The organism is Paenibacillus sp. DCT19 (assembly GCF_003268635.1).
Lineage (GTDB): Bacteria > Bacillota > Bacilli > Paenibacillales > Paenibacillaceae > Paenibacillus.
In genome coordinates this window covers 6,145,994-6,171,262 of sequence record NZ_CP029639.1, presented here as the reverse complement: position 1 = coordinate 6,171,262, position 25,269 = coordinate 6,145,994, and the positions used below count along the sequence as shown (strand labels likewise).

General features: G+C 46.1%; 21 protein-coding genes and 1 pseudogene. 17 read left to right on the top strand and 5 right to left on the bottom strand.

The features are described from left to right. Positions 1-340: 340 nt before the first annotated feature. The gene (locus tag DMB88_RS27925) at positions 341-1,861 is read right to left on the bottom strand and encodes an FAD-dependent oxidoreductase (RefSeq protein WP_128103904.1); all 1,521 of its coding nucleotides are present in this window, start codon (positions 1,859-1,861) and stop codon (positions 341-343) included. A 384-nt stretch (positions 1,862-2,245) separates the two neighbouring features. On the opposite strand from DMB88_RS27925, the pseudogene DMB88_RS27920 reads away from it, so the two are divergent. Further along, positions 2,246-5,063: pseudogene (locus DMB88_RS27920) on the top strand (glycoside hydrolase family 3 C-terminal domain-containing protein). A gap of 163 nt (positions 5,064-5,226) precedes the next feature. On the opposite strand, the gene DMB88_RS31825 reads toward DMB88_RS27920, so the two are convergent. The 3 genes from DMB88_RS31825 to DMB88_RS27905 all read right to left on the bottom strand — a co-directional run bounded on the left by DMB88_RS31825 (position 5,227) and on the right by DMB88_RS27905 (position 8,690). After that, positions 5,227-6,066: a methyl-accepting chemotaxis protein gene (locus DMB88_RS31825; RefSeq protein ID WP_128103903.1), complete on the bottom strand. Its 840-nt coding sequence runs from the start codon at positions 6,064-6,066 to the stop codon at positions 5,227-5,229. Positions 6,067-6,222: 156 nt separating this feature from the next. Further along, a complete protein-coding gene (nrdG, locus tag DMB88_RS27910) occupies positions 6,223-6,732 on the bottom strand; it encodes an anaerobic ribonucleoside-triphosphate reductase activating protein (RefSeq protein WP_128103902.1) in 510 nt (169 codons plus the stop codon). Continuing rightward, complete coding sequence (locus DMB88_RS27905; RefSeq protein WP_128103901.1) at positions 6,729-8,690, bottom strand: anaerobic ribonucleoside triphosphate reductase; 1,962 nt, start codon at positions 8,688-8,690, stop codon at positions 6,729-6,731. The genes nrdG and DMB88_RS27905 overlap by 4 nt, the downstream gene beginning before the upstream one ends. A gap of 479 nt (positions 8,691-9,169) precedes the next feature. On the opposite strand from DMB88_RS27905, the gene DMB88_RS27900 reads away from it, so the two are divergent. Next, complete coding sequence (locus tag DMB88_RS27900; RefSeq protein ID WP_128103900.1) at positions 9,170-10,807, top strand: histidine kinase dimerization/phospho-acceptor domain-containing protein; 1,638 nt, start codon at positions 9,170-9,172, stop codon at positions 10,805-10,807. Positions 10,808-10,963: 156 nt separating this feature from the next. Beyond that, positions 10,964-11,902, top strand: a complete 939-nt coding sequence (locus DMB88_RS27895; protein ID WP_128103899.1) for an aldo/keto reductase family protein — start codon at positions 10,964-10,966, stop codon at positions 11,900-11,902. A gap of 263 nt (positions 11,903-12,165) precedes the next feature. Here the strand turns inward: DMB88_RS27895 and DMB88_RS27890 are convergent, their stop codons facing one another. After that, entirely contained in the window at positions 12,166-13,290 is a 1,125-nt protein-coding gene (locus tag DMB88_RS27890; protein ID WP_128103898.1) for a GGDEF domain-containing protein, read from the bottom strand. 258 nt (positions 13,291-13,548) lie between these two features. Between DMB88_RS27890 and DMB88_RS27885 the strand changes: the two genes are divergently transcribed. The 14 genes from DMB88_RS27885 to DMB88_RS27820 all read left to right on the top strand — a co-directional run bounded on the left by DMB88_RS27885 (position 13,549) and on the right by DMB88_RS27820 (position 25,240). Next, positions 13,549-13,944 carry a Fur family transcriptional regulator gene (locus tag DMB88_RS27885; protein ID WP_056701967.1) on the top strand — a complete coding sequence of 132 codons (396 nt, stop codon included), beginning with the start codon at positions 13,549-13,551 and terminating at the stop codon, positions 13,942-13,944. After that, the gene (locus DMB88_RS27880; RefSeq protein ID WP_128103897.1) at positions 13,920-14,726 is read left to right on the top strand and encodes a winged helix-turn-helix transcriptional regulator; all 807 of its coding nucleotides are present in this window, start codon (positions 13,920-13,922) and stop codon (positions 14,724-14,726) included. The genes DMB88_RS27885 and DMB88_RS27880 overlap by 25 nt, the downstream gene beginning before the upstream one ends. Before the next feature lie 262 nt (positions 14,727-14,988). Continuing rightward, positions 14,989-16,449, top strand: coding sequence for a catalase (locus DMB88_RS27875; protein ID WP_128103896.1), 1,461 nt, complete (start codon positions 14,989-14,991; stop codon positions 16,447-16,449). A 248-nt stretch (positions 16,450-16,697) separates the two neighbouring features. Then, complete coding sequence (locus tag DMB88_RS27870; RefSeq protein ID WP_128103895.1) at positions 16,698-17,114, top strand: BlaI/MecI/CopY family transcriptional regulator; 417 nt, start codon at positions 16,698-16,700, stop codon at positions 17,112-17,114. A 1-nt stretch (position 17,115) separates the two neighbouring features. Next, complete coding sequence (locus tag DMB88_RS27865) at positions 17,116-17,976, top strand: M56 family metallopeptidase (protein ID WP_128103894.1); 861 nt, start codon at positions 17,116-17,118, stop codon at positions 17,974-17,976. 55 nt (positions 17,977-18,031) lie between these two features. Beyond that, positions 18,032-18,445 carry a DoxX family protein gene (locus tag DMB88_RS27860; RefSeq protein ID WP_128103893.1) on the top strand — a complete coding sequence of 138 codons (414 nt, stop codon included), beginning with the start codon at positions 18,032-18,034 and terminating at the stop codon, positions 18,443-18,445. Between the two features lie 256 nt (positions 18,446-18,701). Next, a complete protein-coding gene (locus DMB88_RS27855) occupies positions 18,702-19,403 on the top strand; it encodes a pirin family protein (RefSeq protein WP_128103892.1) in 702 nt (233 codons plus the stop codon). Positions 19,404-19,449: 46 nt separating this feature from the next. Beyond that, positions 19,450-19,785, top strand: coding sequence for a hypothetical protein (locus DMB88_RS27850; protein ID WP_128103891.1), 336 nt, complete (start codon positions 19,450-19,452; stop codon positions 19,783-19,785). A gap of 374 nt (positions 19,786-20,159) precedes the next feature. Continuing rightward, positions 20,160-21,620: a spore germination protein gene (locus DMB88_RS27845; RefSeq protein WP_251383545.1), complete on the top strand. Its 1,461-nt coding sequence runs from the start codon at positions 20,160-20,162 to the stop codon at positions 21,618-21,620. Between the two features lie 4 nt (positions 21,621-21,624). Next, positions 21,625-22,821: a Ger(x)C family spore germination protein gene (locus DMB88_RS27840; protein WP_164848805.1), complete on the top strand. Its 1,197-nt coding sequence runs from the start codon at positions 21,625-21,627 to the stop codon at positions 22,819-22,821. Continuing rightward, the gene (locus tag DMB88_RS27835) at positions 22,814-23,035 is read left to right on the top strand and encodes a hypothetical protein (RefSeq protein WP_128103888.1); all 222 of its coding nucleotides are present in this window, start codon (positions 22,814-22,816) and stop codon (positions 23,033-23,035) included. Before DMB88_RS27840 ends, DMB88_RS27835 begins: the two co-directional genes overlap by 8 nt. Positions 23,036-23,081: 46 nt before the next feature. Then, positions 23,082-23,684: a GerAB/ArcD/ProY family transporter gene (locus tag DMB88_RS27830; protein ID WP_128103887.1), complete on the top strand. Its 603-nt coding sequence runs from the start codon at positions 23,082-23,084 to the stop codon at positions 23,682-23,684. Further along, a complete protein-coding gene (locus tag DMB88_RS27825; protein ID WP_128103886.1) occupies positions 23,642-24,283 on the top strand; it encodes a GerAB/ArcD/ProY family transporter in 642 nt (213 codons plus the stop codon). The genes DMB88_RS27830 and DMB88_RS27825 overlap by 43 nt, the downstream gene beginning before the upstream one ends. Positions 24,284-24,415: 132 nt before the next feature. Beyond that, positions 24,416-25,240: a uroporphyrinogen-III synthase gene (locus tag DMB88_RS27820; RefSeq protein ID WP_128103885.1), complete on the top strand. Its 825-nt coding sequence runs from the start codon at positions 24,416-24,418 to the stop codon at positions 25,238-25,240. Positions 25,241-25,269 lie beyond the last annotated feature (29 nt).

Below are 25,269 nucleotides of genomic sequence, written 5' to 3'. Positions count from 1 at the left end.
CAGTAGTTGTGAATATAGAATAGCATTCAGTACTGTATAATGCAAGGTAGTGATTTTAAAATAGTTCTGTAACACAGATTGATGCTTTCCGCTCTCATGTAAATAGTAGAACCTAAATCACCTAATCCAATCTATTATACTAATTGTAAATTTATGTATAAACATTCTATTACCTCAGTATACGCAAAACCTGGATAAAGTGCCTCCGTCTGAAGGCGGAACTCCATCCAGGTCTGCATACTGATTTTTGCTAGTACATCAAGGAAAGTGGCTCAGCAGGGTGTGAAAAGGCGGTAATAGATATACTTTAGCCAGTTTTGAGAGCCAACCTAATACAGTTTTATTCCGTTGCTTCGAGCACTTTGAGATCCTTGACCGCAGGTCCCTCAATGACTTGTCCTGCGTAATTAAATCGTGAACCGTGGCATGGGCAATCCCATGATCGTTCGCCTTCATTCCATTCCACTTCACACCCCAGGTGGGTGCAGGTGGTATCAACCAGGAAGAGCTTTCCGGATGTATCTTTGTATGCTCCAGCACGTTTGCCATCATGACGGACAACTGAGCCTTCATCGTTGCCGAGCTCATTCACATGTTTGTGCACGATGCCTACTTTGCCAGAGATTAATTCTTTGGCAACATTAACATTTTCCACAATAAAATTCTTGATACCTGGATCACTCTTGAATCTTGCTGGATGGAATATCTCAGCATGTGAATTCTCTACACCCGTAATTCGATCGGCAAGCAGATGCCCGGCCATCGTACCTGTGGTCATCCCCCATTTGGCAAAACCGGTAGCTACGTAGACACGTTCATGTCTTCCGGTGATTGGACCGATGTAAGGAACCTTATCGAGTGAGATGAGATCCTGTGCAGACCAGCGGAACGGAATGTTGCGAATGCCATAAGTATCTGCGGCGTAGCGCTCTAACCTCTCATAATGACCAAACGTACAGATGCCTTGACCGGTTTTGTGGTTCTCTCCGCCAAAGAGAATCAGTTCTTTTCCTTCATGCAGGACGGTACGCAATGAACGGGATGGTTCATCATCAGAGATGTACATACCGCCAGCAAAGGGTTTCTGCGGCTCGACGGCTAGAGCATAAGATCGCTCGGCATGAAGTCTCGTAAAATAAAAACCAGGATCATACACCGGGAAATGAGAGGCAACAACGACATGCTCCGCTGTAACCGAAGGGCCATTCCCATAGGTTCTCACATGCAGGGCAGCGTCTTCTTCCACATCCGTTACCGTTGTATGCTCGAAGATGCGAACCCCATTTTTCACAGCGGAGTCTAGTAGAAAATGCAGATAAGCTAGCGGATCAAAACGAGCTTGTCCAGGCATCTTGATGCCTGCTCTTGATGGAACATCGATAGGGAGTGGATCTACCCATTGACCAGGGATACCCAGCTTCCCATAGGCAGTCAGCTCAATCTCAAGCTTCTTCAAGTTCTCTTCGGATTGAATATACACGTAAGCATCCTCGTCAGCCCACTGACAATCAATCTGGTGTGACTTCACCAGCTCACGCATCCAGCGTGCAGCCTCCGCATTACCTTCATAGTACATACGTGCCTGTTCGTGTCCGAAGTGCTGCATTAACTCGTTGAAAATGACACCATGCTGTGCAGATACCTTCGCTGTGGTGTGTCCAGTTGTTCCATCCAGCACCTTCCCTGCTTCAAGAACCACAACGCGCAGCCCTTTTTGGGATAGCAAATACGCTGTTGTGATGCCTGCAATTCCAGCACCGATGATGGCTACATCCGCTGTCGTATCTTCTTCCAGTTTGGGATATGAATCGAAGGAGTGCGTAGCTCTCCATAGTGATTCCGGAATGGGAGGCAGTCCCACCGGGGGTGTTGCTGATCACTCATATCTATTCCTCCTGTATCTTCTCTTGAATCCAATTGGTTCTAGATGTAAAGGCGCAGTAAATCAACCTTCTACCATGATTGCCACACTACGCGAGAAAAAAACAATACATGACGGACATTCCGAGGAATATTCATATTTTCCTGTGGTAACCTCTATTTTTTTTGAAGCACATGCTATATGATAAGAGTATTATCGAAATCGTTTTAGGTGATTTATTTTATGGTGGAGAAAGAGTAACGAAACGTATGATGTATAAGGACTTCATTGTTCATATACATATCCATTAGGTACAATTGAATAGGTATGCTTTCACTTATTATGTATTCGCTATCATTTTGAATTCAAAGGAGATTCCATACAATGACTAACCAAACGAAATATCCTTTTCAAGATACATCATTAGAACTAGACTCCCGCGTGAAAGACCTTGTATCCCGTCTGACTGAAGACGAGAAAATTGAATCCATGCTACAGTATCAGCCGGCGGTAGAACGACTCGGTGTTGCTGCATACAAACACGGTACGGAAGCTGCCCATGGTCTGGCATGGCTGGGAGAAGCAACATCGTTCCCACAACCGGTAGGGCTGGCATGTACATGGGACACCGATCTGATGAAAGAGATCGGCTCCGTGATCGGGGACGAGGCTCGGGTATTTTATAAACGCAATCCAGCAGTGAACGGTCTTACGCTATGGGCGCCGACAGTTGATATGGAGCGTGATCCACATTGGGGACGGAATGAGGAAGCCTACGGTGAAGACCCTGAACTGACAGGAGAGCTGTCCACAGCACTGGTTAAGGGGATTCAAGGTGACCATCCGAAGTATTACAAGGCGGTTGCGACGCTGAAGCACTTCCTTGCGAACAACAATGAAGTAGATCGTGGCAGTGGCTCGTCCAGCATTGATCCACGTAATATGCGTGAATATTACCTGAAAGCGTTTGAGAAGCCATTCAAAGAAGGTGGTGCGCAGTCGATGATGACTGCATATAACTCCATCAACGGTACGCCAGCGCTATTGCATCCTTATGTGAATGAGGTCGTTAAGGGTGAATGGGGAATGGATGGTTTTGTTGTCAGCGATGCAGGCGATGTGATGGGCATTAAGAATGATCATAAGTACTATGATTCTCACACACCAGGTACTGTAGAGTCGGTCAAAGCAGGGATCGATAGCATTACCGACGATGCTGATCTGTCCAAGCAGGCTCTTCGTGAAGGGTTGGAGCAGGGCATTCTTGCATGGGAAGATATTGACCGTGCATTGTTCAACACCTTCCGTGTCCGCTTCCGTCTAGGTGAGTTCGATCCAGAGGAAGGCAATCCGTATGCCTCCATTGGGAAGAAGCGATGATGACAGACAAAGCCAAAGCATTGTCACTGAGAGCAGCAAGAGAGCAGGTTGTATTGCTCAAAAATGAGAACGGCACGTTGCCACTCGACAAAACCAAAGCGGGTAAAGTGGCGGTCATCGGTACACTGGGCGGCACCGTATATCGGGATTGGTATGCAGGCACCATGCCATATAGTGTCTCACCATTAGAGGCGATTCAGAGCAAAGTGGGCAGTGACAAGGTGCTCTTCCAGGATGGAAATGATCGCATTACGCTGACTTCAGTAGCGAATGGCAAAGCGGTTGGTCTGGCAGAAGGGAGAATTCACCACTGATTGCTTCCGGAGAAGCAGATACCCTTAAGGTTACGGACTGGGGCTTTGGCAGCTATACTCTGCAATCCGAACGCAATGGTAAATATGTGACGACGGATGAAGAAAAGGTAACGGCATCTGCGAATGAAGTATATGGTTGGTTCGTGAAGGAAGTATTCCATCTGTTGCCACAGGCTGACGGCAGCGTAGGCTTAACGACATGGAATGGCAAGACGGTAACTGCACCGAACAATGGGAACGATGCATTCGCCGTTTCGGAAGAGCTGAAGTCCTTTGGTGCAACCGAGACATTCCAGAAGGACGTTGTCGTGGATGGTGTGGAAGAAGCAGTTGCGGCAGCGAAGGAAGCGGAAACGGCCATTGTGTTTGTAGGTAACAACCCGCTGGTAAACGGCAAGGAAGAGATTGACCGTCCAAGCCTGGATCTGGCAGAATCCCAACAACGCTTAGTAGAAGCTGTGTATGCTGCTAATCCGAATACGATTGTTGTCATTGTGGGTAGCTATCCGTTTACCTCCAATTGGGTTCAAGAGAACATCCCAGCCGTATTGTACACGTCTCATGCAGGACAGGAACTGGGGAATGCGCTTGCGGATGTATTGTATGCTGATTACGCTCCAGCGGGTCGTCTGAACATGACATGGGTACAATCGGCAGATCAACTTACAGATATTAAAGACTACGATATTATTCAATCGGGCCGTACGTATCAATATTTTGAAGGAAATGTATTGTATCCGTTCGGTCATGGCTTGACGTATGCAGCGTTCAAATACAGCAATTTAGAGCTGACTCCTGCACAGGTAGGAACAGAAGATGATATTACTGTAACAGTGGATGTCACGAATACGGGCACAATTGCGAGCGATGAGGTTGTACAATTGTATGTACGTGCAGGCAAATCTCGTGTGAAACGTCCACTCAAAACGTTAAAAGGATTCCGTCGTCTTCATATTGAAGCCGGTGCAACGGTTAACGTGAGCTTCAAGCTTCCGGTACAAGAGTTGGCCTTCTGGGACGTGACTCAGGATCGCTATGTGGTGGAGTCTGGAACCTATGCGATTATGGTGGGTAAATCCTCCTCTGATATTCAGCTTGTTGCCGATCTAACGGTTGAGGGTGAGACAATTCCAGCCCGAAACTTGAGTGTCTCCACACGGGCTGAGAACTATGATGCGTACCTCAGTGTAGATCTGGATGAGAGCAAAGAAGGTGGAGCTGCTATCCGCGTGCTTGGAGAGCAGGGATGGGTTCTGTATAAGGATGCAGATCTCGGCAATGAAACGACTGAACTGGAAGCTCGTGTATCCTCCGAACAGGAGGGTGCTGTAGTGGAGGTTCGATTGGGTGCCCCTGACGGTACACTGGCAGGACGTATTGAGCTGGCACAAGGTGGAGCTCAGCAATGGTCTTCGGTGAAAGCCGAGCTTACAGGTGCAACAGGCGTACAGGATGTATATATCCTGTTATCGGCTGGGGTACGTCTCAGTCATTTTCAGATTCAATAATTCAGCTCAAGACCTTATATTCTAATGCAAAGAACCTTCGAAACCACTTGTCTAGTGGGCTCGAAGGTTCTTTTTTGTAAGACGTGTATACCTGCTGTGCGCAGTGGTTGGAGCATTCTGAAATTGCCTATGGGCAGTGAGCTTTAATCACCATAATCAATTGTTATTGTGTATCTGTTTTAATAATCTTATCAATAAATTGTTTGAGCTGTTGATTGGTGGAATTTAACTCATCAATCGTTGTCATAAAATTGTTAACGAGCTCTGCCTGTTCTTGCGAACTCGCACTAATTTCACCAATCTCATTTTCCATCCCCTGTATTGATTGCCGAACAGCTAGAAGAGATTCCTCAATGCGAGTAGTTGCATCCTTGGTATCTACGGACAGCTTGCGAATTTCCTTGGCAACGACTCCAAACCCTGCACCTGCCTCACCTACACGCGCAGCTTCAATAGCTGCATTTAAGCCAAGCAGGTTCGTTTGCTCGGATATTTCGCGAATGAAGCTGGCAACCTGATTGACATTGCCTGATTTTTGCACGGCTTCTTTGGAATTGGTCAGAATCTCCTCGGTCGTGGCGCTGAGTTCTTCCGAGTGTGCAGCTACATGTTGCACGCTGTCCATTAATTGGTTGGTAAGATTGTCCGCGGCATCCATGAGTTGTTGAAGCTGATCTTGGTCATCCATGCTATACAGGATGTTTAACAGAGCCAGGATGTTCCCTTGAGTATCTTTAATTGGAATAAAAGCAACGTCAAAAGGGATTCCGAATAACTCTTTGGGATAGTGATCCCATCTTTTCTCTGTACCGCCCTTCAGATCTCGAAAATTCACATTGGATTCCAGCAGAGGATCTCCAGCTTGGTATTTCAGCTGCTTCAGTGATTCTCCCGCAGAAAAATACAAAAATTTCTCATGATCAATAATGGAAAGGGTTACATCTTGACGCATAGCCACTCGAAAATAGGGCATCACCGCAATTAGTGCTTGAACAATATCCATATGTAATGATCCTCCTAAATAACTTGAAATGAAATACAAGCAATACATTTAATACATGCCTATATTATATATCGTCACTTAAGAGAGTGAATAGTAGGTCAGAACGGATATTGCGTAAAAACTTATGAAGTATGCTTATGAAAGAAGAAAAGATCGTTACGATGCATCCATCTGCAAGGTAACGATCTCTTGGTTCATTTGTGTTGCTCTCACATCAATGATGCGTTGGTTACGGCTGCCACGATACACTAAAGAAACATCTCGTTCAGCGGCGACATAACGCCCATCGATAATGACGTCACATAATTCGGCTAGTGCTGCCCGAGACGGCTCCAGCACCAGTTCCTCATACGTAAATCCAGTGTATGCCCAGACCGATAGATCAGGGCGTAGTGCTCGGAATTGTTGAACCCAAGGAATCAGATCGGCTGCTGAGAAAAAGGGATCGCCACCACATAAGGTTACGCCATCCAGCAGAGGATGAGTTGTAACCTCATGCATAATTTGCTGCTGCTTCTCCTTCGTAAACGGCTCACCTGCACGAAAGCTCCATGAGTCTGGGCTGAAACAGCCGGGACAGGCATGGCGACAACCACTGATGAACAACACTGCACGCAAGCCAGGGCCTTCATTGACGGATTCAGGGATGTAACCGTGCAGGTTCACTTATGTTTCACCCGATCTCGAACTTCAGCCTGTTTGGCACCATTGAATCGTACTTTGTAATCCCCGGTAAGATAACCGGTAACTCGGCGTAAACGCTGGAAATGCACGTTGTTCTCGTGAATGCCACAGTTTGGGCAGCTCTCCCCAATGACACCTTCATAGCCGCAAGACGGGCAGCGATCGATAGGGTGGTTAATGGAGAAGTAACCAATATCCTGTGCTAATGCATACTGCACAATTCGCTGGAAAGCCTTCGTGTTGGCTCGCACATTTCCATCAAGCTCAACATACGAGATTGCTCCAGCATTACATAACGTATGGAAGGGTGCCTCTAGTTCAATTTTACGGTAAGCAGGCAGGTTGTAATATACAGGCACATGGAACGAATTCGTATAATATTCACGGTCGTTAACACCTGCAATCGAACCATATCGCTTACGATCAATCGTTGTGAATTTACCAGATAAACCTTCCGCAGGTGTAGCGAACAGTGTAATGTTCAAATTATGTAGTTCACTCATTCGGTCGCAGAATTCACGCATCGTACGAATGACATGTACTGCTTCTTGATGAATATGCGGATCTTGACCATGATGTCGACCATATAGAGCAGTCATACACTCTGCAAGACCGATGAAACCAATCGATAACGTACCATGTTTCAAGAGATCAGCCACCGGTTCATCTGGATCTAACTGTTTGCCGCCTTCCCACACACCCTCACGCATCATAAAGTCTGAGGCTTTGGCTGGCTGTGCTTTCTGAATCTGATATCGATGCAGCAGACCCGAAGCTGCTTGTTCCATAACCGATTGAAGGGCAGCATAGAAGCCTGTCCGATCGGCTACAGCGCGTTTTCCCTGACAGATGCCGAACCGAATCCCCAGTTTAACCAGGTTAATCGTATTGAAGGACAGATTACCTTTTCCGCTCTGACGATTACGTCCGAACCGATCTGCTAGTGTACGTGTGCGGCATCCCATCGTAGCAATGATGGTGTCCGGATCATCTGGTTGATAGAACGGCAGATTGAACGAAGCATCCACATTAACGAAGTTAGGGTACATGCGGCGCGAAGAACAGGTGACGGCAAGCTGGAATAGGTCGTAATTGGGCTCCCCAGAAGCTTGATTAATGCCTTGTTTACACTGGAAAATATGCTGTGGGAATACGGGCGTCTCCCCGTTTCCTAAACCACGAATAGTAGCTTCTAGCAACGAGCGAGACACGAGTCGTCCTTCAGCTGATGTACAGAGTCCGTAATTAAGTGATGTGAACGGAATTTGTCCTCCAGCACGACTGCTCATGGTATTGAGATTATGGATCAATGATTCAGCAGCTTGTTCTGTCTCCAGGATTGTCTCATCCATGGCAAAATCATAGGCATGTGGGCATTGCTCCTGGGCTTCCGTACTATCCAGATAGAGTTGTTCATCCTGAATGTAAGCATGCTCTGCAAAGAGTCGTTGCCCTTTACGATAATGCTTCCGGAATGAGCGTCGCACATAAGGTGCAAGGTCCCAATCTATTTTATTGGCAGATACACCGCCGTATTGACTATTTTGTTGAGACTGAAAAATGATCGCTACCAACGCCATTGCTGACATGATTGTCTGAGGGGTACGAACGGAGCCGTTTCCCGTATTGAATCCAGATGCGAGCAGTCGGTCAAATGGAATGAAGATACAGTTGGTTGTGCCAAGTCCATACTGATCAAGGTCATGAACATAGAGGTCTCCATGCTCTACAGCTTGTGCAAGCCCTTCAGGCAGGACATGGCGAACGGCATGCCACTTCGCTGTTTCCGAACCGAGCCGGCTCATTTTCCCACTAAATGAATCTCCATTCAGGTTGGCATTCTCCCTTAACGTATCCGCATCCTCAGCTCCAATAATTCGTCTGCCAAGGTCAGATAGTAGGTCGTTTGCTGGCGGAGAGGCACATTCAAGCATATTCATTTAAGGTTCCTCCTATAATGAGAGTATATATTGGTTAAGTCTGATTAAATACTACATGTAGTTTTTCATTATCCAGTTATAAACTATATATGGATTTTTGGGTGTGATAATGATCACATCGTAATCGTAGCTGAATAGGAGATATACCTGTAGAATGTGGATAAAGGTTTCCAAAGTTGAATTCGAAGAGTATAATTTCTTTTTATGCTACACCGCGCCAAAACATCTCGTTCACGGACACAGAATTTAGGAGTAATGGTAGATTATCACCGGTCATTCCTAGCATGGAGATGCAGCGAAACAGGAGCTTGCCAGAATGAGAAGCGATTGTGAATCGCCTGCGTGATTCTTCTGAATGTTCGTGGTGTTAAAACATATATGTACAGGTTGTGACAACTGGATCAGGAGTTTTTTTACCCTCATATATCTTTATGGATTGATTCTAATTTGAAGCGCAGCTTAGACAAGAGGGGTGAGTCATGGGAACCACAGGTGTTGCAAGGGGCTTTTATGAAAATATACAGGAAGCTGCGACCCACATCGTGGACGTATTAAGTGGGATATTGCAGGTGAATACCATCTTTGTCGCCAGCAATGATGGTGTGACGAATGTGATCCTTGAGGCATTTAACCGCCATGAGCAGTTGGTCACGAGGGGGAGCAAGCTTCCATTTGAGACATCTTACTGTAGTTTGGTTTTGCGAGATAAAAGCAGTGAGCTAACCATCGTCGATACGGCAGAGCATCCGTTAACTCGTTCTATGAATGTGACCGATGACCTGGGAAGTCGATTCTTCATTGGTGTTCCGATTATACGGCGCTCGGGTGAAGCATTCGGCACGATCTGCCTGATGGACAATCCGGACTACCAGCTAAGTGAAACGGATATGAAAACGCTGAAAGCGATGGCTGTGTTTCTCGGATACGTCGTTGATCTCGAAGATAGCCTGCTGGTGCAGGAGCAGAAACTGAATGATACGGAACAGCTTAAGGCACAGTTGCAGGCAGAGAAGGAACGTGCCGAGTCCGAAGCGATGACGAAGACGCAGATGATTGCGCTAATGAGCCACGAAATTCGCAATCCATTGAACGGGATATTGGGGTTGACGGATCTTATGCGGACGCCAGATATGCCCGAAGAGCATCTGGAATATGTGAACATGATTGAGACAAGTGGCAATATATTATTATCCTTACTCAACAACATGATGAACTTTAACATCAATGATTCGGGCAAAACGGTTATACACGATGATCCATTTGATCTGGTGTCTACGATTGAGAATACGGTATATCTTCATGTTGGACAGGCGATTAGCAAAGGCATTGAGATTGGTTTGAACCTGGAGATGAATGTATCTCAAGTATTTGTGGGCGATGAGATCAAAATTGGACAATTGCTGGCGCATGTGTTGCAATACGCAATCGATTATACACGGACAGGTTCGGTGCTGATCACCGCCACTATGGATGAAGAGAGTACAGGCAACCAAGCTGTGCTCTTGTTGAATGTGAAGTATAGCGGCAAGATGATGCCTGCGGATAAGATGCGCAATGTGCCTCATACCTCAGACGGGAGCATTAGCACACAGCGAGTTGTTGGTACGAATCTGGGGTTAGCAGTGAGTCAGAATCTAGCGATACTGATGAATGGAAGCATTCAGATTAACAGCCTGGGGGAAGACGAGACGGAATTCCAGATTAGATTGCCACTGCTCAGACATTGGGAGCTACCTCAGCTTACCAGCATTCAGCAGCGATTGAAGGGAACGCAGGTATTGCTTGCCAAAGACCCTGACATTTTGCAGGGGGTATCATCCTTGATGCGAAGATGGAAGATGGATGTGCATATGACCTCAGGCTCGGCGGAGGCATTCAGTTGGATGGAAGACGGCTTCAGCCCGGATGTAGCGGTAATTGATATGGGATTGGTAGAGGGCGGTGCAGTCGATTTTGTGCATAACCTCAAATCTCGTGCTCACGCACTGCCGATTATCGTGCTCGTGCCCTATGGTATGCATATTAACCCCCAAGAGGCAGAGGTGTTTGATGCCGTTCTAACGAAGCCTGTGAGGCAGGCTGATCTATTGAACGCGTTGAGCGTTATCTTGCACTAGAGATCGATATATAGGATTTACAGCGCATCTGTTCATAAGGTGCGCTTTTTCCTTTTTTGGAGTTTGGTCAAAATGATTCGTTTAACTTGGTTAGTTGCGTTACAATAGAAAGGGAACGTCATCATAAATGACTTATACAAGGAGGATGTGCAATCAATGGAGTATCGCAGATTAGGTGGAAGCGGACTGAAAGTAAGCGAAATCAGCTTGGGTAGCTGGCTGACATACGGAGGATATGTGGAACGTGAAAATGCGGTGAAATCGATTGAAACCGCATTCGATGAAGGTATTAACTTTTTTGATACAGCTAACGTGTATGAGCGTGGCGCGGCAGAGGAGCTGCTGGGTCAGACGTTGAAAGCGTATGCTCGTGATTCCTATGTTCTGGCAACAAAAGTGTTTGGTAAAATGGGCGACGGCCCTAATGATCAGGGATTATCCCGCAAACATATCATGGAGCAATGTGACGCGAGCTTGAAGCGTCTTGGAGCCGATTACGTGGACATCTATTATTGCCACCGCTATCATACAGAGACGCCAATTGAAGAGACACTACGTGCGCTAGATGATCTGGTGCGTCAGGGCAAGGTGCTGTATGTGGGTGTTAGCCAATGGACAGCAGCTCAGATGGAGGCGGCGCTGGGTACAGCAGATCGTCTATTATTGGATCACATCGTCGTCAACCAACCGGTATATAATATGTTTGATCGATACATCGAGAAGGAGATCATTCCACTTGGTGAACAAAAAGGCATTGGACAAGTTGTGTATTCTCCGCTTGCCCAAGGTTTATTGACCGGGAAATACACCTCGGTATCTGATATTCCTGAGAATAGCCGTGCAGCCAAGCTCGGCTGGGACGAAGGCAAGATCAATGCAGATCGAATCGGTAAAGTTCGCCAACTGATCGAGGTAGCTGACAAGCTGGATCTGAAAGTAGGTCAACTTGCACTTGCCTGGATTCTACGTCAAAAAAATGTGTCTAGTGCACTTGTGGGCGCGAGTCGTCCAGAACAAGTGAAGGAGAACGTCATAGCTTCCGGTGTGAAGCTGGATGCGTCCATCGTTGAAGAAATTGAGCAAATTCTGGCTTAATATGAGGTAGCGTAGTAGCTGCTGATCTATATGAAATGAACAAAGGGATGTCCTCTCATTATCGTCTGAATCGACGGATGAGAGGACATCCCTTTTAATCATTTTACGAAACGGCGTTAAGCGAAGCGTTCGCCTTTATCCCCGGATTTTCCCTTAGAGAAGGGGATTGGAAAGAATTTGGGGATAAGAGCGAGCTGAAGGTTTTCTGTCATCGGAGTGGTAATTGTAATATGGTTTAGTTCATTTTGTATAACTTGCATTTATTACAACTTGTGTTGCACAGGCAGTGGAAGTATCCGCTTTTTCATAACACATACCCGATTTCGTCCTGTATTTTTGGCTTCGTACAAGCCGCGATCCGCCTGTTCGAAGAAGTCATCGTCATCCTTATCGTCGCAGTTATCTGGAAATACCGATACGCCGATCGAAACGGTTAGACGTGTTGTGTTTCCATCAGGGAGAGAAAAGAGATATCTCTCTACAGCCTTCCTTATGCGTTCGGCAACCGCAAGAGCCTGCTGTTGATCGCAATTGACCAGCAAAATTGCAAATTCTTCGCCTCCGTTACGGGAGACGATGTCCACAGGGCGTGCATGTTCAATGAGAAGCTGTCCCAGTTGCTTCAGAACGGCATCACCAGAGGTATGGCCGAATGTGTCATTTACTTTTTTGAAGCGATCGATGTCAATGACGAGCAGGGACAGTTTTTTTTGATGTTCTCTAGCATAATTCAGTTGGAACTTGAGTGACTTTTCAAATTGAAGCCGGTTATTCAAGCTCGTTAGATGATCGGTTGAAGCCCTTCGTTCCAGTGTTAATAACAATTCATTCGATTTATTAATAAATTCGGCAATAAAGTAAATAAAGATTCCACCGATGAATGAGATGGTTAATTGCACAGGATATATTTTCATAAATTCATTAATACTTGTGGTGTTCATCATTAGAATAATAAAAATTAATGCCATGGAAAACAAATTCATCGTTAAAATTTTGGTTAATCTCGGCCAGGAAGCATAAGAGAAATATACCCCAGCTAGTCCAATAAGGACCATGACAAATGCTGCATCTATAGCAGAGGAGGATAGGCCGAAGATGACTACACGCAGGATAGAGATCACAAGCCCTGAGATGAAGGAAGCCATTCCACCCAAATATACGGCGGCCGTTATGATCGCAAGATGTCTTAGATCTACAATCGTACTTTCATTTATGCTAAAGGAATAATTCATTAATACTGTACCGTATATACCGAACAGGATACCCCCGATTAGTTGCACACGTAAGGATGGAAAGGGAACACGGATGCTATAGAATTTGGCCATAATCCCGGACACGTACATAAATGTGATCATGATACAAAGGTTAACAAAAAACGTGCTGAACAACGAGCATCCCCCCTTAACACACATTGTTATATTTTATCTGAAAACGTAGCGAGTAGCGAACCATTTTATCCCAAATAGTGGATATGAGTACTGGGAATTATAGAAAATACGTTAATTCTTGAACGCCTACTCATGTTGACTTCATTATACATTAAGATTTATACTTAATCTAAATCAAAATGTTTCTATGTGTCACAGCATTTATATTTTATATGACTGTGCCTTTCTATAGAATGGATGAATAAAGGAGAATTGCTTGTGAGAACTCTAAATCTGACTATACAACGACAGGCCGTGTATGATGTAGTCCGTCATTCAGAGGATCATCCTACGGCGGCAGACGTGATGAACCGTCTTGTAGAGCAAGGTTATAATCTAGCCTATGGTACGGTATATAACTCACTTCGATATTTAACGGATAAAGAATTGATTCGGGAGCTTAAGCTCGGTGAGACGGCAAGTCGCTACGATGCCCGGATGGATGACCATCAACATATTATGTGTGAAGTATGCGGTAAGGTGGACGAGGTTATGACAGAGGTCCCCGCACAATGGATGAAGCAGGTGGCTGAAGAAACCGGATATGCAATTGACCATGCCCATGTGGTCTTTGGAGGTGTCTGCGGGGAATGCAAAAACAAACGGATCAAGTAAAAATCAACCTGTCTGGTCGGCGTTTGCCACTTCGGGTCAAGCCGGCTCTGACGGATCCAGCTCCATTGGCAGAAGCTTGTCCGATCACAAGGCGTGTTATTCTCATTAGCCCTATGCCAGGTCAGGTTCACGAGCTGGTCAAAGCATTGACGGATAGTTGCTTCGATGTGCTGGTATTCCATCGCTGGGAACCAGATTTGCATGAACGGCTGGATTTTGATCTTCTCGTCTATGACCTATCTGTTGCTGGGACGATTGATGCCTTCGCTGGCATCAGCAGCCGTTTGAATCGAGAAGCAGAGAACACAACGCCATGTTTGTACCTTGTAGGGGAGAAAATGATTGGCAATGCTAGCGGGCCGATGCTACAGGAAGAGTTGTTGGTCTGGCCAGCGAGACCGCAGGAAGCTTTATATCGAGTACAGCGGATGATCGGTAACAGCCCGGCCGTGCCGAAGCGTGGATTTTTGCCTAAGGAAGGGCAGCGGATCGGGTTCAAGGATCTGTGGCTGGATCGGGAGCGGATGAGCGTGCAGCGGGATGATGATCGGATTCATCTCACCAAGACAGAGTATGATCTATTGCTTAAGCTGATCGATGCCAACGGCGCAGTCATTTCCCGTGAAGAGATGCTTAGCGATATTTGGGAGACCGATTTTACAGGAGGAAGTAATGTCGTTGATGTGCATATCAAAAGCTTGCGCAAAAAATTGGGCGATAACGCAGCTTCCCCTAAATATATTGTAACGGTAAGAGGAGTGGGCTACCGCCTAGCGGATTAGTCCGCTTTTTTTTGCCTATAAGGCGTCTCCCCAAAATGCCCTTTTTTGAACGCCCTCTACAATCATGAAGTTCGTTCATGCGAAAGCCATGTGACCCTCATCTTATGCTCATGCAAATCTCATGCAAGCTGCAACCTAGGCATGTTAGAATCATTTTAACAGTTAGATCAAGTCTAAATGTATATTCGATCAAATGTTGAATATGATTTTAATCATAGAGCACATAGAGCAAGCGTGAGACCAACATGAGGAGGAAAACAAGATGACAGAACGTATGACAACCAATCAAGGTGCACCTGTAGGTGACAATCAAAATTCCCGTACAGCAGGCAGGAGAGGGCCAACATTACTTGAGGATTATCACCTGCTGGAGAAGATTGCCCATTTTGACCGTGAGCGTATTCCAGAACGTGTAGTGCATGCTAGAGGTGCTGGTGCGCATGGTGTATTTACACTGGAGCAGAGCATGAAGGCGTATACGACTGCAGATTTCCTCCAAGACCCAGGCACGGAGACGGATGTCCTTGTTCGTTTCTCCACCGTTATTCATGGAACAGGGTCACCAGAGACGGCTCGTGATCCTCGTGGATTTGCTGTGAAGTTCTACACACGAGAGGGTAATTACGATCTTGTAGGCAACCATCTACCTGTATTCTTTATTCGGGATGCGATGAAGTTTCCTGATATGGTTCATTCATTAAAGCCAGCACCAGATACGAATATTCAAGACCCGGCAAGATACTGGGACTTTATGACCCTTACCCCAGAGTCAACGCATATGATGACTTGGTTGTTCTCTGATCTGGGTACGCCTGCTAATTATCGTGAGATGGATGGATTCGGCGTGCATGCGTTTAAATGGATCAATGCCCAAGGCGAAGTTCATTATGTAAAATACAAATGGGAGTCTGCCCAAGGCGTTCGTGGCTTTTCGCGTCAGGAGGCTGCCGAGGTTCAGGGGCAGGACTTTAATCATGCGACTCGGGATTTACACGATCATATCAAGAACGGGCAATACCCGCAGTGGAAGCTGCAGGTACAGTTATTAAAACCAGAGCAAATGGATGACTTTGCTTTTGACCCGCTCGATCCAACCAAAACATGGCCTGAAGACGTCATTCCATTCCAAACGGTAGGAACGATGACATTAAATCGTAACCCTCAGAATTTCTTTGCCGAGGTAGAGCAAGCTGCATTTTCACCAAGTGCTTTAGTACCAGGCATTGAGCCATCGGAGGATAAATTGTTGCAAGGCCGTCTGTTCTCTTACCCAGATACGCAGCGCCATCGTCTGGGGCCGAATTATTTGCAAATTCCAGTGAATTGCCCGTACGCACCAGTACGTAATCACCAGCGGGATGGACTCATGAATGTGAACCAGGATCCTTCCCCGGTAAACTATGAACCGAACAGCTCTAGCAGCAGCCCACAGGAAGATGCTACCTATAGGGATAGCCGGGCTCCACTGCACGGTGAGGTTACACGGGAGAAGCTGGAGAAGACGGATGATTACACGCAGGCAGGGGAGCTGTATCGCTCATTTACTCCTGTAGAGCAGCAACATCTATTAGATAATTTGGTGAATGATCTGAAGGGAGTGCCTGTAGATACTCAAATGCGTGCACTATGCCACTTCTTCCGGGCAGATGGACAATTCGGTGGTCGGTTAGCTCAAGGACTTGGCGTAGATATTTCGGCTCATATGCCGCCACAAAGTCGGTAAAAAGTACTAATTTTCCTTATTATATCCATCAGATAAGATCGTCATATATATAGACCAGGGAGAACCGCATGACTTGCGGAACTGCCTGGTCTTCGTGCTTTTTTGGAGATCAAGAGCCACTCCATTAACTCCAGTCATTTCGCTGAAATGGAAAACATATTTACAAATCATTTACAATAAATAGCTAACATAGAGGTTGACTTCTTACTTGATGGCACTACAATGGGTAGTGTGAGGGGTGTCGGAAAATGAGAATAAATAATTTTAAAGTAGGTGAACGTGGGCTGAATCGTTTTTTTGGTCCGCTGGAAGCGAAGATTATGGATATTTTGTGGGCTCGTCCGGGAAGCAGTATCCGCGAAGTTCAGGCCGCACTTGAGAAAGATAAGGATGTTAATTTCAATACCGTGATGACGGTTATGAATCGGCTCGTGGATAAAGGGCTACTGGGCAAGTCGCAGAAGGGCAGAACGTCATTGTACCAGCCGGTACAGAGTAAGGAGGAGTTCATGAACAACCAATCCAAAGAGCTGTCCCATGAACTGGTGGATGAATTCGGTGCGCTGGCGTTGAATCATATGCTGGATGCATTGGAGGAAGCAGATTCAAGTTTGATTGAACGACTGGAGCAGAAGATCAAACAATGGAAAAAGGATAACGACTGACATGTGGAGAGCCCGCTCGAAGCTACTGTTCACCGTCGGCATTGGCATTCCGTTGTTTGTGTTCATGCAGATGTTTATGTACGCGATGTACAAAATTTTCGGTTGGGATATCCCGTTCAATCTACTCTGGCTGTGCAATCACTGGATGAGCCGCTTAGGCTGGGTATCGGTCGGACACGTCCTGATCGTATTGGTGTGTCTCACATTCGTTGGCACAGCTTGGTTGTTACTGGATCGGATGATGCAGACACGGGCGGCAATCCAGAAGCTTCGTACCTTGGAGAATGTGGCGCTGTCGAGGGAATTCGAGGCAAAGTATCAACATCTGAAACGCCCAGGCTTTATTATCGTGGACAAGCGGTCACCAGTTGCGTTTACGATCGGTCTCTGGAAACCGTATATTGTGTTATCTAGTGGACTGCTGAGCATGCTTGATGCCGAGGAAGAAACCGCAGTTGTCTATCATGAGGTTCACCATCTATGGCACCGCGATCCACTAAAAACAACGTTGTTGTCGGTATTTGCCATCATGATGCCTTACCTGCCTGTATTGAAGCATACGTCGAAGCATTACCATGTGGTTAGAGAGATTTTGGCTGATAACGAAGCTATTGAACGAACAGGTAATGCAGCGGGTATTGGCAGTGCTTTGCTCAAGCTTATCCGTGCTTATCCAGAGCAATGGCATGTCAAAGGGATGGCAGTTCAATCGTCGTTCGCTGATACGTCAGTCAATGTCCGAATATCTAGACTGCTCGATCCTGAACAAGATGTCAGATTGATTTTGCCGCGTTATGCAGTACTGACATCAGCTACCGTAATCTTGTTACTTTCCGTCCTGTTTGTTTGGTCCATTGGGTGAGCACATGGATAAGATGTCATTTGAAACGATATGAATTTTTAGGAGGATGATTGATATGAATACGAGAACTGTAGAGATCGGATTGTTCTTTTCTAGAATTATGATTGGATTGATCTTTGTATTACACGGCTGGAGCAAATTCGAAGGTGGGATTAGCGGTACGGTTGGTTTCTTTGAGAGCATTGGTGTCCCTGGCTTCCTCGCCTCGGTTGTAGCGGTCATTGAGCTAGCTGGGGGTGCAGCAATGATTCTTGGTTTAGGCACACGTGTTTTCGCCACAGCATTTGTTGCTATAATGGTGGGTGTGCTGTTCACAGCCAAAGTGGGTGCACCATTCTTAAACGGAACCGAACTAGATTACATGCTTCTAGCAGGTTCGTTAACCTTGTTGTTTACAGGTAGCCGCTTCTTGGCATTGGATCAGCTTTTATCCAGACAGGGCAATGTGCGCCAGAACGTGAGTGCGTAACGAAGGTTCATGAGTCTAAGTTGGAGATTAAAGTAATTTGCTATGAACTAACAGATAGAGTTAAAAATAAAGATCGTCAATATTCATCGACCCAAATAGCCTTGCCTCGCTTATCGGAATTCCGGGTATGATTACGGGAGTACGGTTAAGCGAGCCAAGGCTTTTTTTTGTTTTGGACGATGGGACTACGTTTTTGGTACAATGAGAATAAGTATGCTACTAAGAAAAAATAAGAATGTTGAGGAGGATGCACGCCATGATTAACATTATTCCATCCGATGCCCGTTCAAGCTTTGATCGGGGCTGGCTACGTGGAAGTCACAGCTTTTCTTTTGGAGAATATCAAGACCCTGAGAACACAGCCTTTGGTCCAATGCGCGTAGCCAACGATGATGTCATTGCTCCAGGGCGTGGTTTCGGTGCACATCCGCACAGTGACATGGAGATCGTGTCGATTGTATTAAACGGTAAACTACGCCATGAGGATAACTTGGGTAATGTGGCGGTCACTTCATTTGGCGGCATTCAGCGGATGTCTGCGGGCAGTGGTGTCATTCACACTGAGCATAATGCTTCGGATCAGGAGGAGGTACGCTTGCTCCAGCTCTGGTTTATGCCGCACACCAGAGGGTTGAAACCATCTTATGAGACGACTTCGTTTGATCCAGAGGAGCTTACTGGACAACTTGTTCCAATTGTATCTACAGAGGGCGGGCCTCGAATTGCATCCATCCAACAGGACATGACCATTTATCTCAGTCGTTTGAATAAAGGAAAATCGCTGTCATTTCAGCAGGCAGCTGGTCGGCTCAGCTACATTTTTGCCATTGAAGGCAAGCTTGCTTTGAACGGAGAATATCACCTGTCTACAGGTGATACCGCTCGTATAGAAGAGACGCCATCGTTGGAGCTTCAAGCGAGTGAGGATGTTTTCTTCATGTTGATTGATCTACCTTAATGAATCGAACTGGATTGGATAAATTCGAAGAATAGGGGATGCGTATATGACTCAGCAAGAGTGGTTTATGGTTAAACATGGGGTGACAGGACGAGGGCTGGTGAATAGTAAAACAGACACGTCGTCCTATCGATATCAGCATGATGGAACCCACTTTATTTTTACTGTCACAGGGTTAGACAAGCAGACAGTCGAGCAGATTCTTGAGCTCAGACAGGAGCTGAATGTATTTCGATTTGTACAACGTAAGGATCAGCCCCTAGTAAAGCATTGGTATTATGTCCAAGGGGACAAGGTAGAGTACAACAAGGAAAGCCATGCACTGACCATATATGCGGGTTCAGAAATTCGTTACGTGCCTGAAGACTATTTTGCAGACTAAACAAGTATCAACGAACGGATAAGTTTAAAGTGCTCTAAACTGAGTTGACACAACTTTCAATAACGTCAGGAATCCTGTATGCACAGGGTTCCTTTTTTGTTGCTTCCGTATGTAGGTATTGGAACCCTAGATAAATATACGATCTGTTCTCAACTTGGACATAGAACTATCAAAGTTTTAGATCAGCCACATAATTCCGTTCCTTCTGGCACAAGCTACCTTGTATAAAAACAAGAGAGGAGGGACGGTAGATGGCGGATCATACATCAGGTAAAGGCGGTTCCCGGGACGCAAAAGAGAAGACTCATGTTCCATTAGGATTACCGTCCCCACCCATTTTACGACAGCCGATTGGTCTTACACATGAAAGCCATATGCTGGCGGTAAAGGATATTTTCTCGGATTGCTCAGATGTGATCTTTCGTAATGTCATGGTCTCACCAGAGGTTCAGGGCGTCATTGTATATATCGAAGGCATCGTAAATTCAACGGATATTCAGGAGCATATGTTGCGTCCTCTCATTCGTGGTTTGGTGGAGCAGCGTACGAATGAACCCGAAGCTCCTCTGGATGATACCCGCGTGGCTCTGTCCCAGGTAAAGAAAGTGGCAACGTGGGCAGAAGCTGCTGACGGTGTACTTGAATCCTCAGCTCTACTGTTGATTAACGGCAGTAAGGAGGCGTGGCTATTCAATGTCAAAGGCGGTGTCCGGCGCGGTGTCGAGGAGCCTCAGACAGAATCGGTTATTCGCGGCCCACGGGAAGGATTTACGGAGACACTGCGTGTAAATACCGCGCTACTGCGGTTTAAGCTCAAGACGCCTACGCTCAAGATGTTGAGTATGACCATTGGAACAGACACCAAAACAAATGTTGTATTGACCTATCTGGATGATGTTGCAGATCCGAAGATGATTAAGGATGTGAAGAAACGTCTCAACAAGATCAAGATCGATGGCATTTTGGAAACGGGATATATCGAGGAACTGATCGAAGATCATCCGTATTCCCCATTTCCACAGATGCATTACACTGAACGACCAGATACGGTTGCAGGTAATTTGCTGGAAGGTCGCTTTGCCATTTTCGTAGATGGAAGTCCATTTGCCTTAATTGGACCCGTTACGATGTGGCAGATGCTTCAGGCGAGCGAGGATTATTATGAGCGGTTCTTCATTAGTAACCTCATTCGCTGGATTCGGTTTTTATTTGTGTTCATTGCCCTATTCCTACCCGCGCTTTATATCGCAATTACAACCTTCCATCAGGATATGTTACCAACAACTCTAATTCTAAGTATTGCTGGCGCGAGGGAGGCCATTCCTTTTCCAGCCTTAGTTGAAGCGCTCATCATGGAACTATCCTTTGAAGCTCTGCGGGAAGCCGGGGTCAGGTTACCAAAAACAGTAGGCCAAGCTGTCAGTATCCTCGGTGCATTGGTAATCGGGCAGGCAGCCGTTCAGGCAGGTATTGTATCTGCACCGATGGTTATTATCGTTTCGATGACAGGGATTGCATCGTTCACGATTCCCCGCTTCAATTTTGCCATTACGGTTCGATTATTACGCTTTCCGATCATGCTGCTTGCTGGTGCACTCGGATTGTACGGCATTGTCATTGGATTGGTTCTAATCTCGGTACATCTGACACAGATGACCTCATTTGGCGTTCCGTATTTGTCAGGTCTGAGCCCATACAGCAAGACAGATACCAAGGATATTATCATGCGTGCACCTTGGTGGAGGATGATTAATCGTCCTTCTACTGTTCACCGTGACCAGAAGAGAATGAATACAAACATCAATGGTAAGCCTGAATCCGAAGAAGGGTGGTGAACGCATGGTATGCATACGAAGATATCTACTGGTAGGGATAATGCTGCTGTGCACTCTTTTGACTGGATGCTGGGATCGGAGAGAAATTAATGATGTCGCCTTTGTTATTGGAATTGCGGTGGATAAAGAAGAACAGCAATACCGAACAAGCCTGCAGATTGCATTACCCGGACAATCAGGTGCTTCGGGAAGTGAAGGAGGCGGTGGAGGCACAAGTGGTGATAAACCATGGTTCATGTTGTCCAATACGTCCGAGACGTTACGGGGAACCTCTAATAAAGGTCAGAAGGCACTTTCGCGTCAGATCTACTATGCACACCGCCGGACATTAATGATTGGCGAGGATTTGGCTCGCGAGGGCGTTGCCCCCATGTTGGATTTATTTACACGTTATCCGCTCAATCGTTTATCTGCTATGCCGATTGTAACGAGGGGAGCTGCCTATAAGGTGTTGGACACGGATGCGCCGATTGAGAAGTTCCCTTCAGAGATGGTGCGTGAGTTGTGCTTTTTAAATATGCGTACACCTCGTTCACTTAAGATTTTTATCGATGCGATCCTTAGCGAAGGCATAGATCCGTTTCTACCCATTGCTTCCGTGGTGGATAATGTGCCGAAGAGCTGGAAGAACGTCAAAACCAATATAAAGCTGGATGGGCTAGCAATCTTCAAGAAAGATAAGCTGGTAGGCATGATTGACAAGGAACCCGCGGATGCCCTGATTTTGGCGATGGGCGAAGCGAATGCACCGGAAATCATGATTAAGGCTCCTCGAGGGAAAGGAAACCTGTTCGTGAAGCTGAATGAGAACAATTCCTCGTATGATCCCAAGATTAAGAATGGCAAGGTGAACGTGACGATTAAAATGTATGCTAAGGGAGTGTTGGTGGATAACGAGTCCAATTATGGCGACCTCCGCGAGGAAGAAATGATGAAGCTTACCGAGGCAGTGCATGTCAAGATTAAGAAAGATATTAATGAAGGTATACGACTCATACAGAGTAAATACAATGCGGATATCCTTGGTCTCGGCCGTGCTATTCATCAGCAATTGCCTAAAGAATGGGACAAGATTAAGGATCGTTGGGATGACGTATATCCTGATGTGAACGTTGTGATTGAACCACATATCATCATTGAAAATGTAGGCATCGTCAACAAACCGATCGGGCTTAGTGAGGAGGAAATCGTTCATGATTAGACCACTACTCTTCACCTATTTGTTCATGGTTATTCTTGTGCTCTGGATGGACTTCAAACATCTGAAGCAGGCGGCAGCGATTAATCGCTGGATATCGTACACCATCATTGGGTTTAGTACAGGGATCTTTTTCTATGTCACCCATTTAAGCAAAACGTTCTTCGTTACGGTATGGCTAACCCACTTCATTCAACACTGGCTGCCATTACCCTAATCGATTCCGAGCGGGATGATCATTCCCGCAAGAAAGGAGACATGTTATGAATCAGGCAGTCACCCATCGTCAACTGATTCTGCTGGTCATGCTGCTTAGCATCACAACCACATTGATACAGCCGCATGCACAGGCGATTTATTATGCTGAACAGCATGCGTATCTGTCCTATATTCCCGTGTTTTTGGTGATGATTTCTGTGCTTTGGATGTTGAGCCGTGTCCAGCGACGATTTCCGAATCAGGATCTGTTTGAATCCTTAGTTGTACGACATCCGTTTATGGGTCGGGTCCTGGCTCTACTGTATATTGTGTTTTTCCTTTTTGTATTCGCTCGGGATATTCGATTAATAGGTGACTACGTTAGTATTACCTTGCTGGAGACTACACCAATATCCATTATCATCCTGTCGCTGATGGTCATGGTTGTATTTATTGTGAGGGGTGGGCTGGGTTCGCTGATCGGAATGTCGGAGCTGTATATCACGTTATTTCTGGTGAACTCCATCATCGTTCCCTTCATGCTTATTCAGCAGATTGACCTGGATAATCTGATGCCTTATTTTGATATCGATATGGCCGGGTTGGCAAGGGAAGTTGGTATATCATGTCCTTTTTTGGAGAGATGGTTGCATTGCCGTTTGTTGTGAAAGGTAGTGACTTTCGCTTCAAATCGGTGTTCTGGGGAGTGATGATTGCAGCGCTCCTAATGATGCTGATCTTGGTTGAAACGATCACATCGATCGGGGTTCCTATTGCATCAAGGCTGGTATACCCTTCGTATGAATTAGCAAGGCAGTTGCAAGTGAGTGATTTCCTTGATCGTTTCGATCTAGCACTAGCCGCAGCAACGCTACCAACCATGATTACGAAAATTGCGTTTGATCTCTATTTTATCTGCTGGGGGATGAAACGAATGATTCCGAAAGTGTCCGGTAAAGTGTTGACTGGGCCGATTGCTTTGCTCGGTTTTGTGTGCGCGTTCTGGTTTTTCCGTAATGCAGTCCAACTCTTTCGATTTACAAGAGAATGGACGTGGGTTGCCATTTTGTTTGAGGTGTTGTTGCCGATTCTAATATTTCTGTTTCTGCACCCTCGCAAGCAAGATCGACAACATTCCGCGGCTAAGCAGAGTGGCAGCAGTGGAGGATATAAGCAAACGTCGGATTCAAAAGAATCCACTTCGAAAGATCAGAAAAAAAGTGATGAGGGTACAGATGGTCAAGCGGGAGAGCTTCAGCCTTCCTGATCCAATTCATAAAAAAACGTTATAGCTGAGTATGCACCAAATAGCATGAACGAGGTTTCCCTCTACAGAACTACCCTGTATACTGTAGTCAGACTGAAGAACGTTCGGCTGAACGAACTGGGGGAACTTGGAATGGCTCAACATTTGGCAGGCATACGTGTAGCACTTACAGGACCACGCAAATCCAAAGAAATGTCTATATTAGTAGAGAAAATGGGCGGAGTCCCACTCGTGCGACCTGCACAGGGAACGGTGTTTTTGGATGATCGGAATATTCGCGATGGTCTGGTATCCTGGATCTCTGATCCACCGGATTGGGCTGTACTGACTACGGGTATGGGATTGGATGCGCTATTTGATATGGCGGAGGATATGGAGATTGCGGGACAATTGTTGGACTCGCTATCGGAATCTTCTATTGCCGCACGTGGATACAAGACGGTGAATGCACTTCGCAAACGTAAGCTGAATCCGTTAGTTCGGGATGATGATGGCAGTACAGATGGATTAATTCGGGAATTGGAGCCACATGATCTTGCTGGAAAAAAGGTTATATTGCAGCTACATGGTGAGACAGCACCAAAGCTGGTAAACTGGCTGCAAGAACAGGGTGCAGAGGTTCGACAAGTGCTGCCTTACCGCCATGTCCCTCCAGAGGATCATGAACTAGAACTGCTATTGAATGAGATTGTGAACCATGAAGTTAATGCGGTAGCTTTTACAAGTGGACCCCAGGTTCGCTTTTTGACGGCATACGCTACATCCCAAGGAAAGCTGGAAGAGATGCTGAAAGCCTTTCGTGAAGGGGTCATTCCTGCTTCTGTAGGTAAAGTTACGGCGAATGCGATGCGGGAAGAAGGCATTGAGGCACTTGTTGTGCCCGAAGAAGAGAAGATGGGTGCCCTAATTGTGGAGCTAGGACGTTATTATGCTGCCGCAAACGTGGACAAAGCTTAGGCGACACTCGATAAAAATAGGTGCACTAA

Bases quoted from the DNA above. Each gene is read 5' to 3' on its own strand.
- DMB88_RS31825 (WP_128103903.1), bottom strand. From the start codon at position 6,066: ATGGATATTGTTCAAGCACTAATTGCGGTGATGCCCTATTTTCGAGTG.
- DMB88_RS27905 (WP_128103901.1), bottom strand. From the start codon at position 8,690: ATGAATATGCTTGAATGTGCCTCTCCGCCAGCAAACGACCTACTATCT.
- DMB88_RS27900 (WP_128103900.1), top strand. From the start codon at position 9,170: ATGGGAACCACAGGTGTTGCAAGGGGCTTTTATGAAAATATACAGGAA.
- DMB88_RS27895 (WP_128103899.1), top strand. From the start codon at position 10,964: ATGGAGTATCGCAGATTAGGTGGAAGCGGACTGAAAGTAAGCGAAATC.
- DMB88_RS27880 (WP_128103897.1), top strand. From the start codon at position 13,920: ATGCAAAAACAAACGGATCAAGTAAAAATCAACCTGTCTGGTCGGCGT.
- DMB88_RS27875 (WP_128103896.1), top strand. From the start codon at position 14,989: ATGACAGAACGTATGACAACCAATCAAGGTGCACCTGTAGGTGACAAT.
- DMB88_RS27870 (WP_128103895.1), top strand. From the start codon at position 16,698: ATGAGAATAAATAATTTTAAAGTAGGTGAACGTGGGCTGAATCGTTTT.
- DMB88_RS27865 (WP_128103894.1), top strand. From the start codon at position 17,116: ATGTGGAGAGCCCGCTCGAAGCTACTGTTCACCGTCGGCATTGGCATT.
- DMB88_RS27860 (WP_128103893.1), top strand. From the start codon at position 18,032: ATGAATACGAGAACTGTAGAGATCGGATTGTTCTTTTCTAGAATTATG.
- DMB88_RS27855 (WP_128103892.1), top strand. From the start codon at position 18,702: ATGATTAACATTATTCCATCCGATGCCCGTTCAAGCTTTGATCGGGGC.
- DMB88_RS27850 (WP_128103891.1), top strand. From the start codon at position 19,450: ATGACTCAGCAAGAGTGGTTTATGGTTAAACATGGGGTGACAGGACGA.
- DMB88_RS27845 (WP_251383545.1), top strand. From the start codon at position 20,160: ATGCTGGCGGTAAAGGATATTTTCTCGGATTGCTCAGATGTGATCTTT.
- DMB88_RS27840 (WP_164848805.1), top strand. From the start codon at position 21,625: ATGGTATGCATACGAAGATATCTACTGGTAGGGATAATGCTGCTGTGC.
- DMB88_RS27835 (WP_128103888.1), top strand. From the start codon at position 22,814: ATGATTAGACCACTACTCTTCACCTATTTGTTCATGGTTATTCTTGTG.
- DMB88_RS27830 (WP_128103887.1), top strand. From the start codon at position 23,082: ATGAATCAGGCAGTCACCCATCGTCAACTGATTCTGCTGGTCATGCTG.
- DMB88_RS27825 (WP_128103886.1), top strand. From the start codon at position 23,642: ATGTCCTTTTTTGGAGAGATGGTTGCATTGCCGTTTGTTGTGAAAGGT.
- DMB88_RS27820 (WP_128103885.1), top strand. From the start codon at position 24,416: ATGGCTCAACATTTGGCAGGCATACGTGTAGCACTTACAGGACCACGC.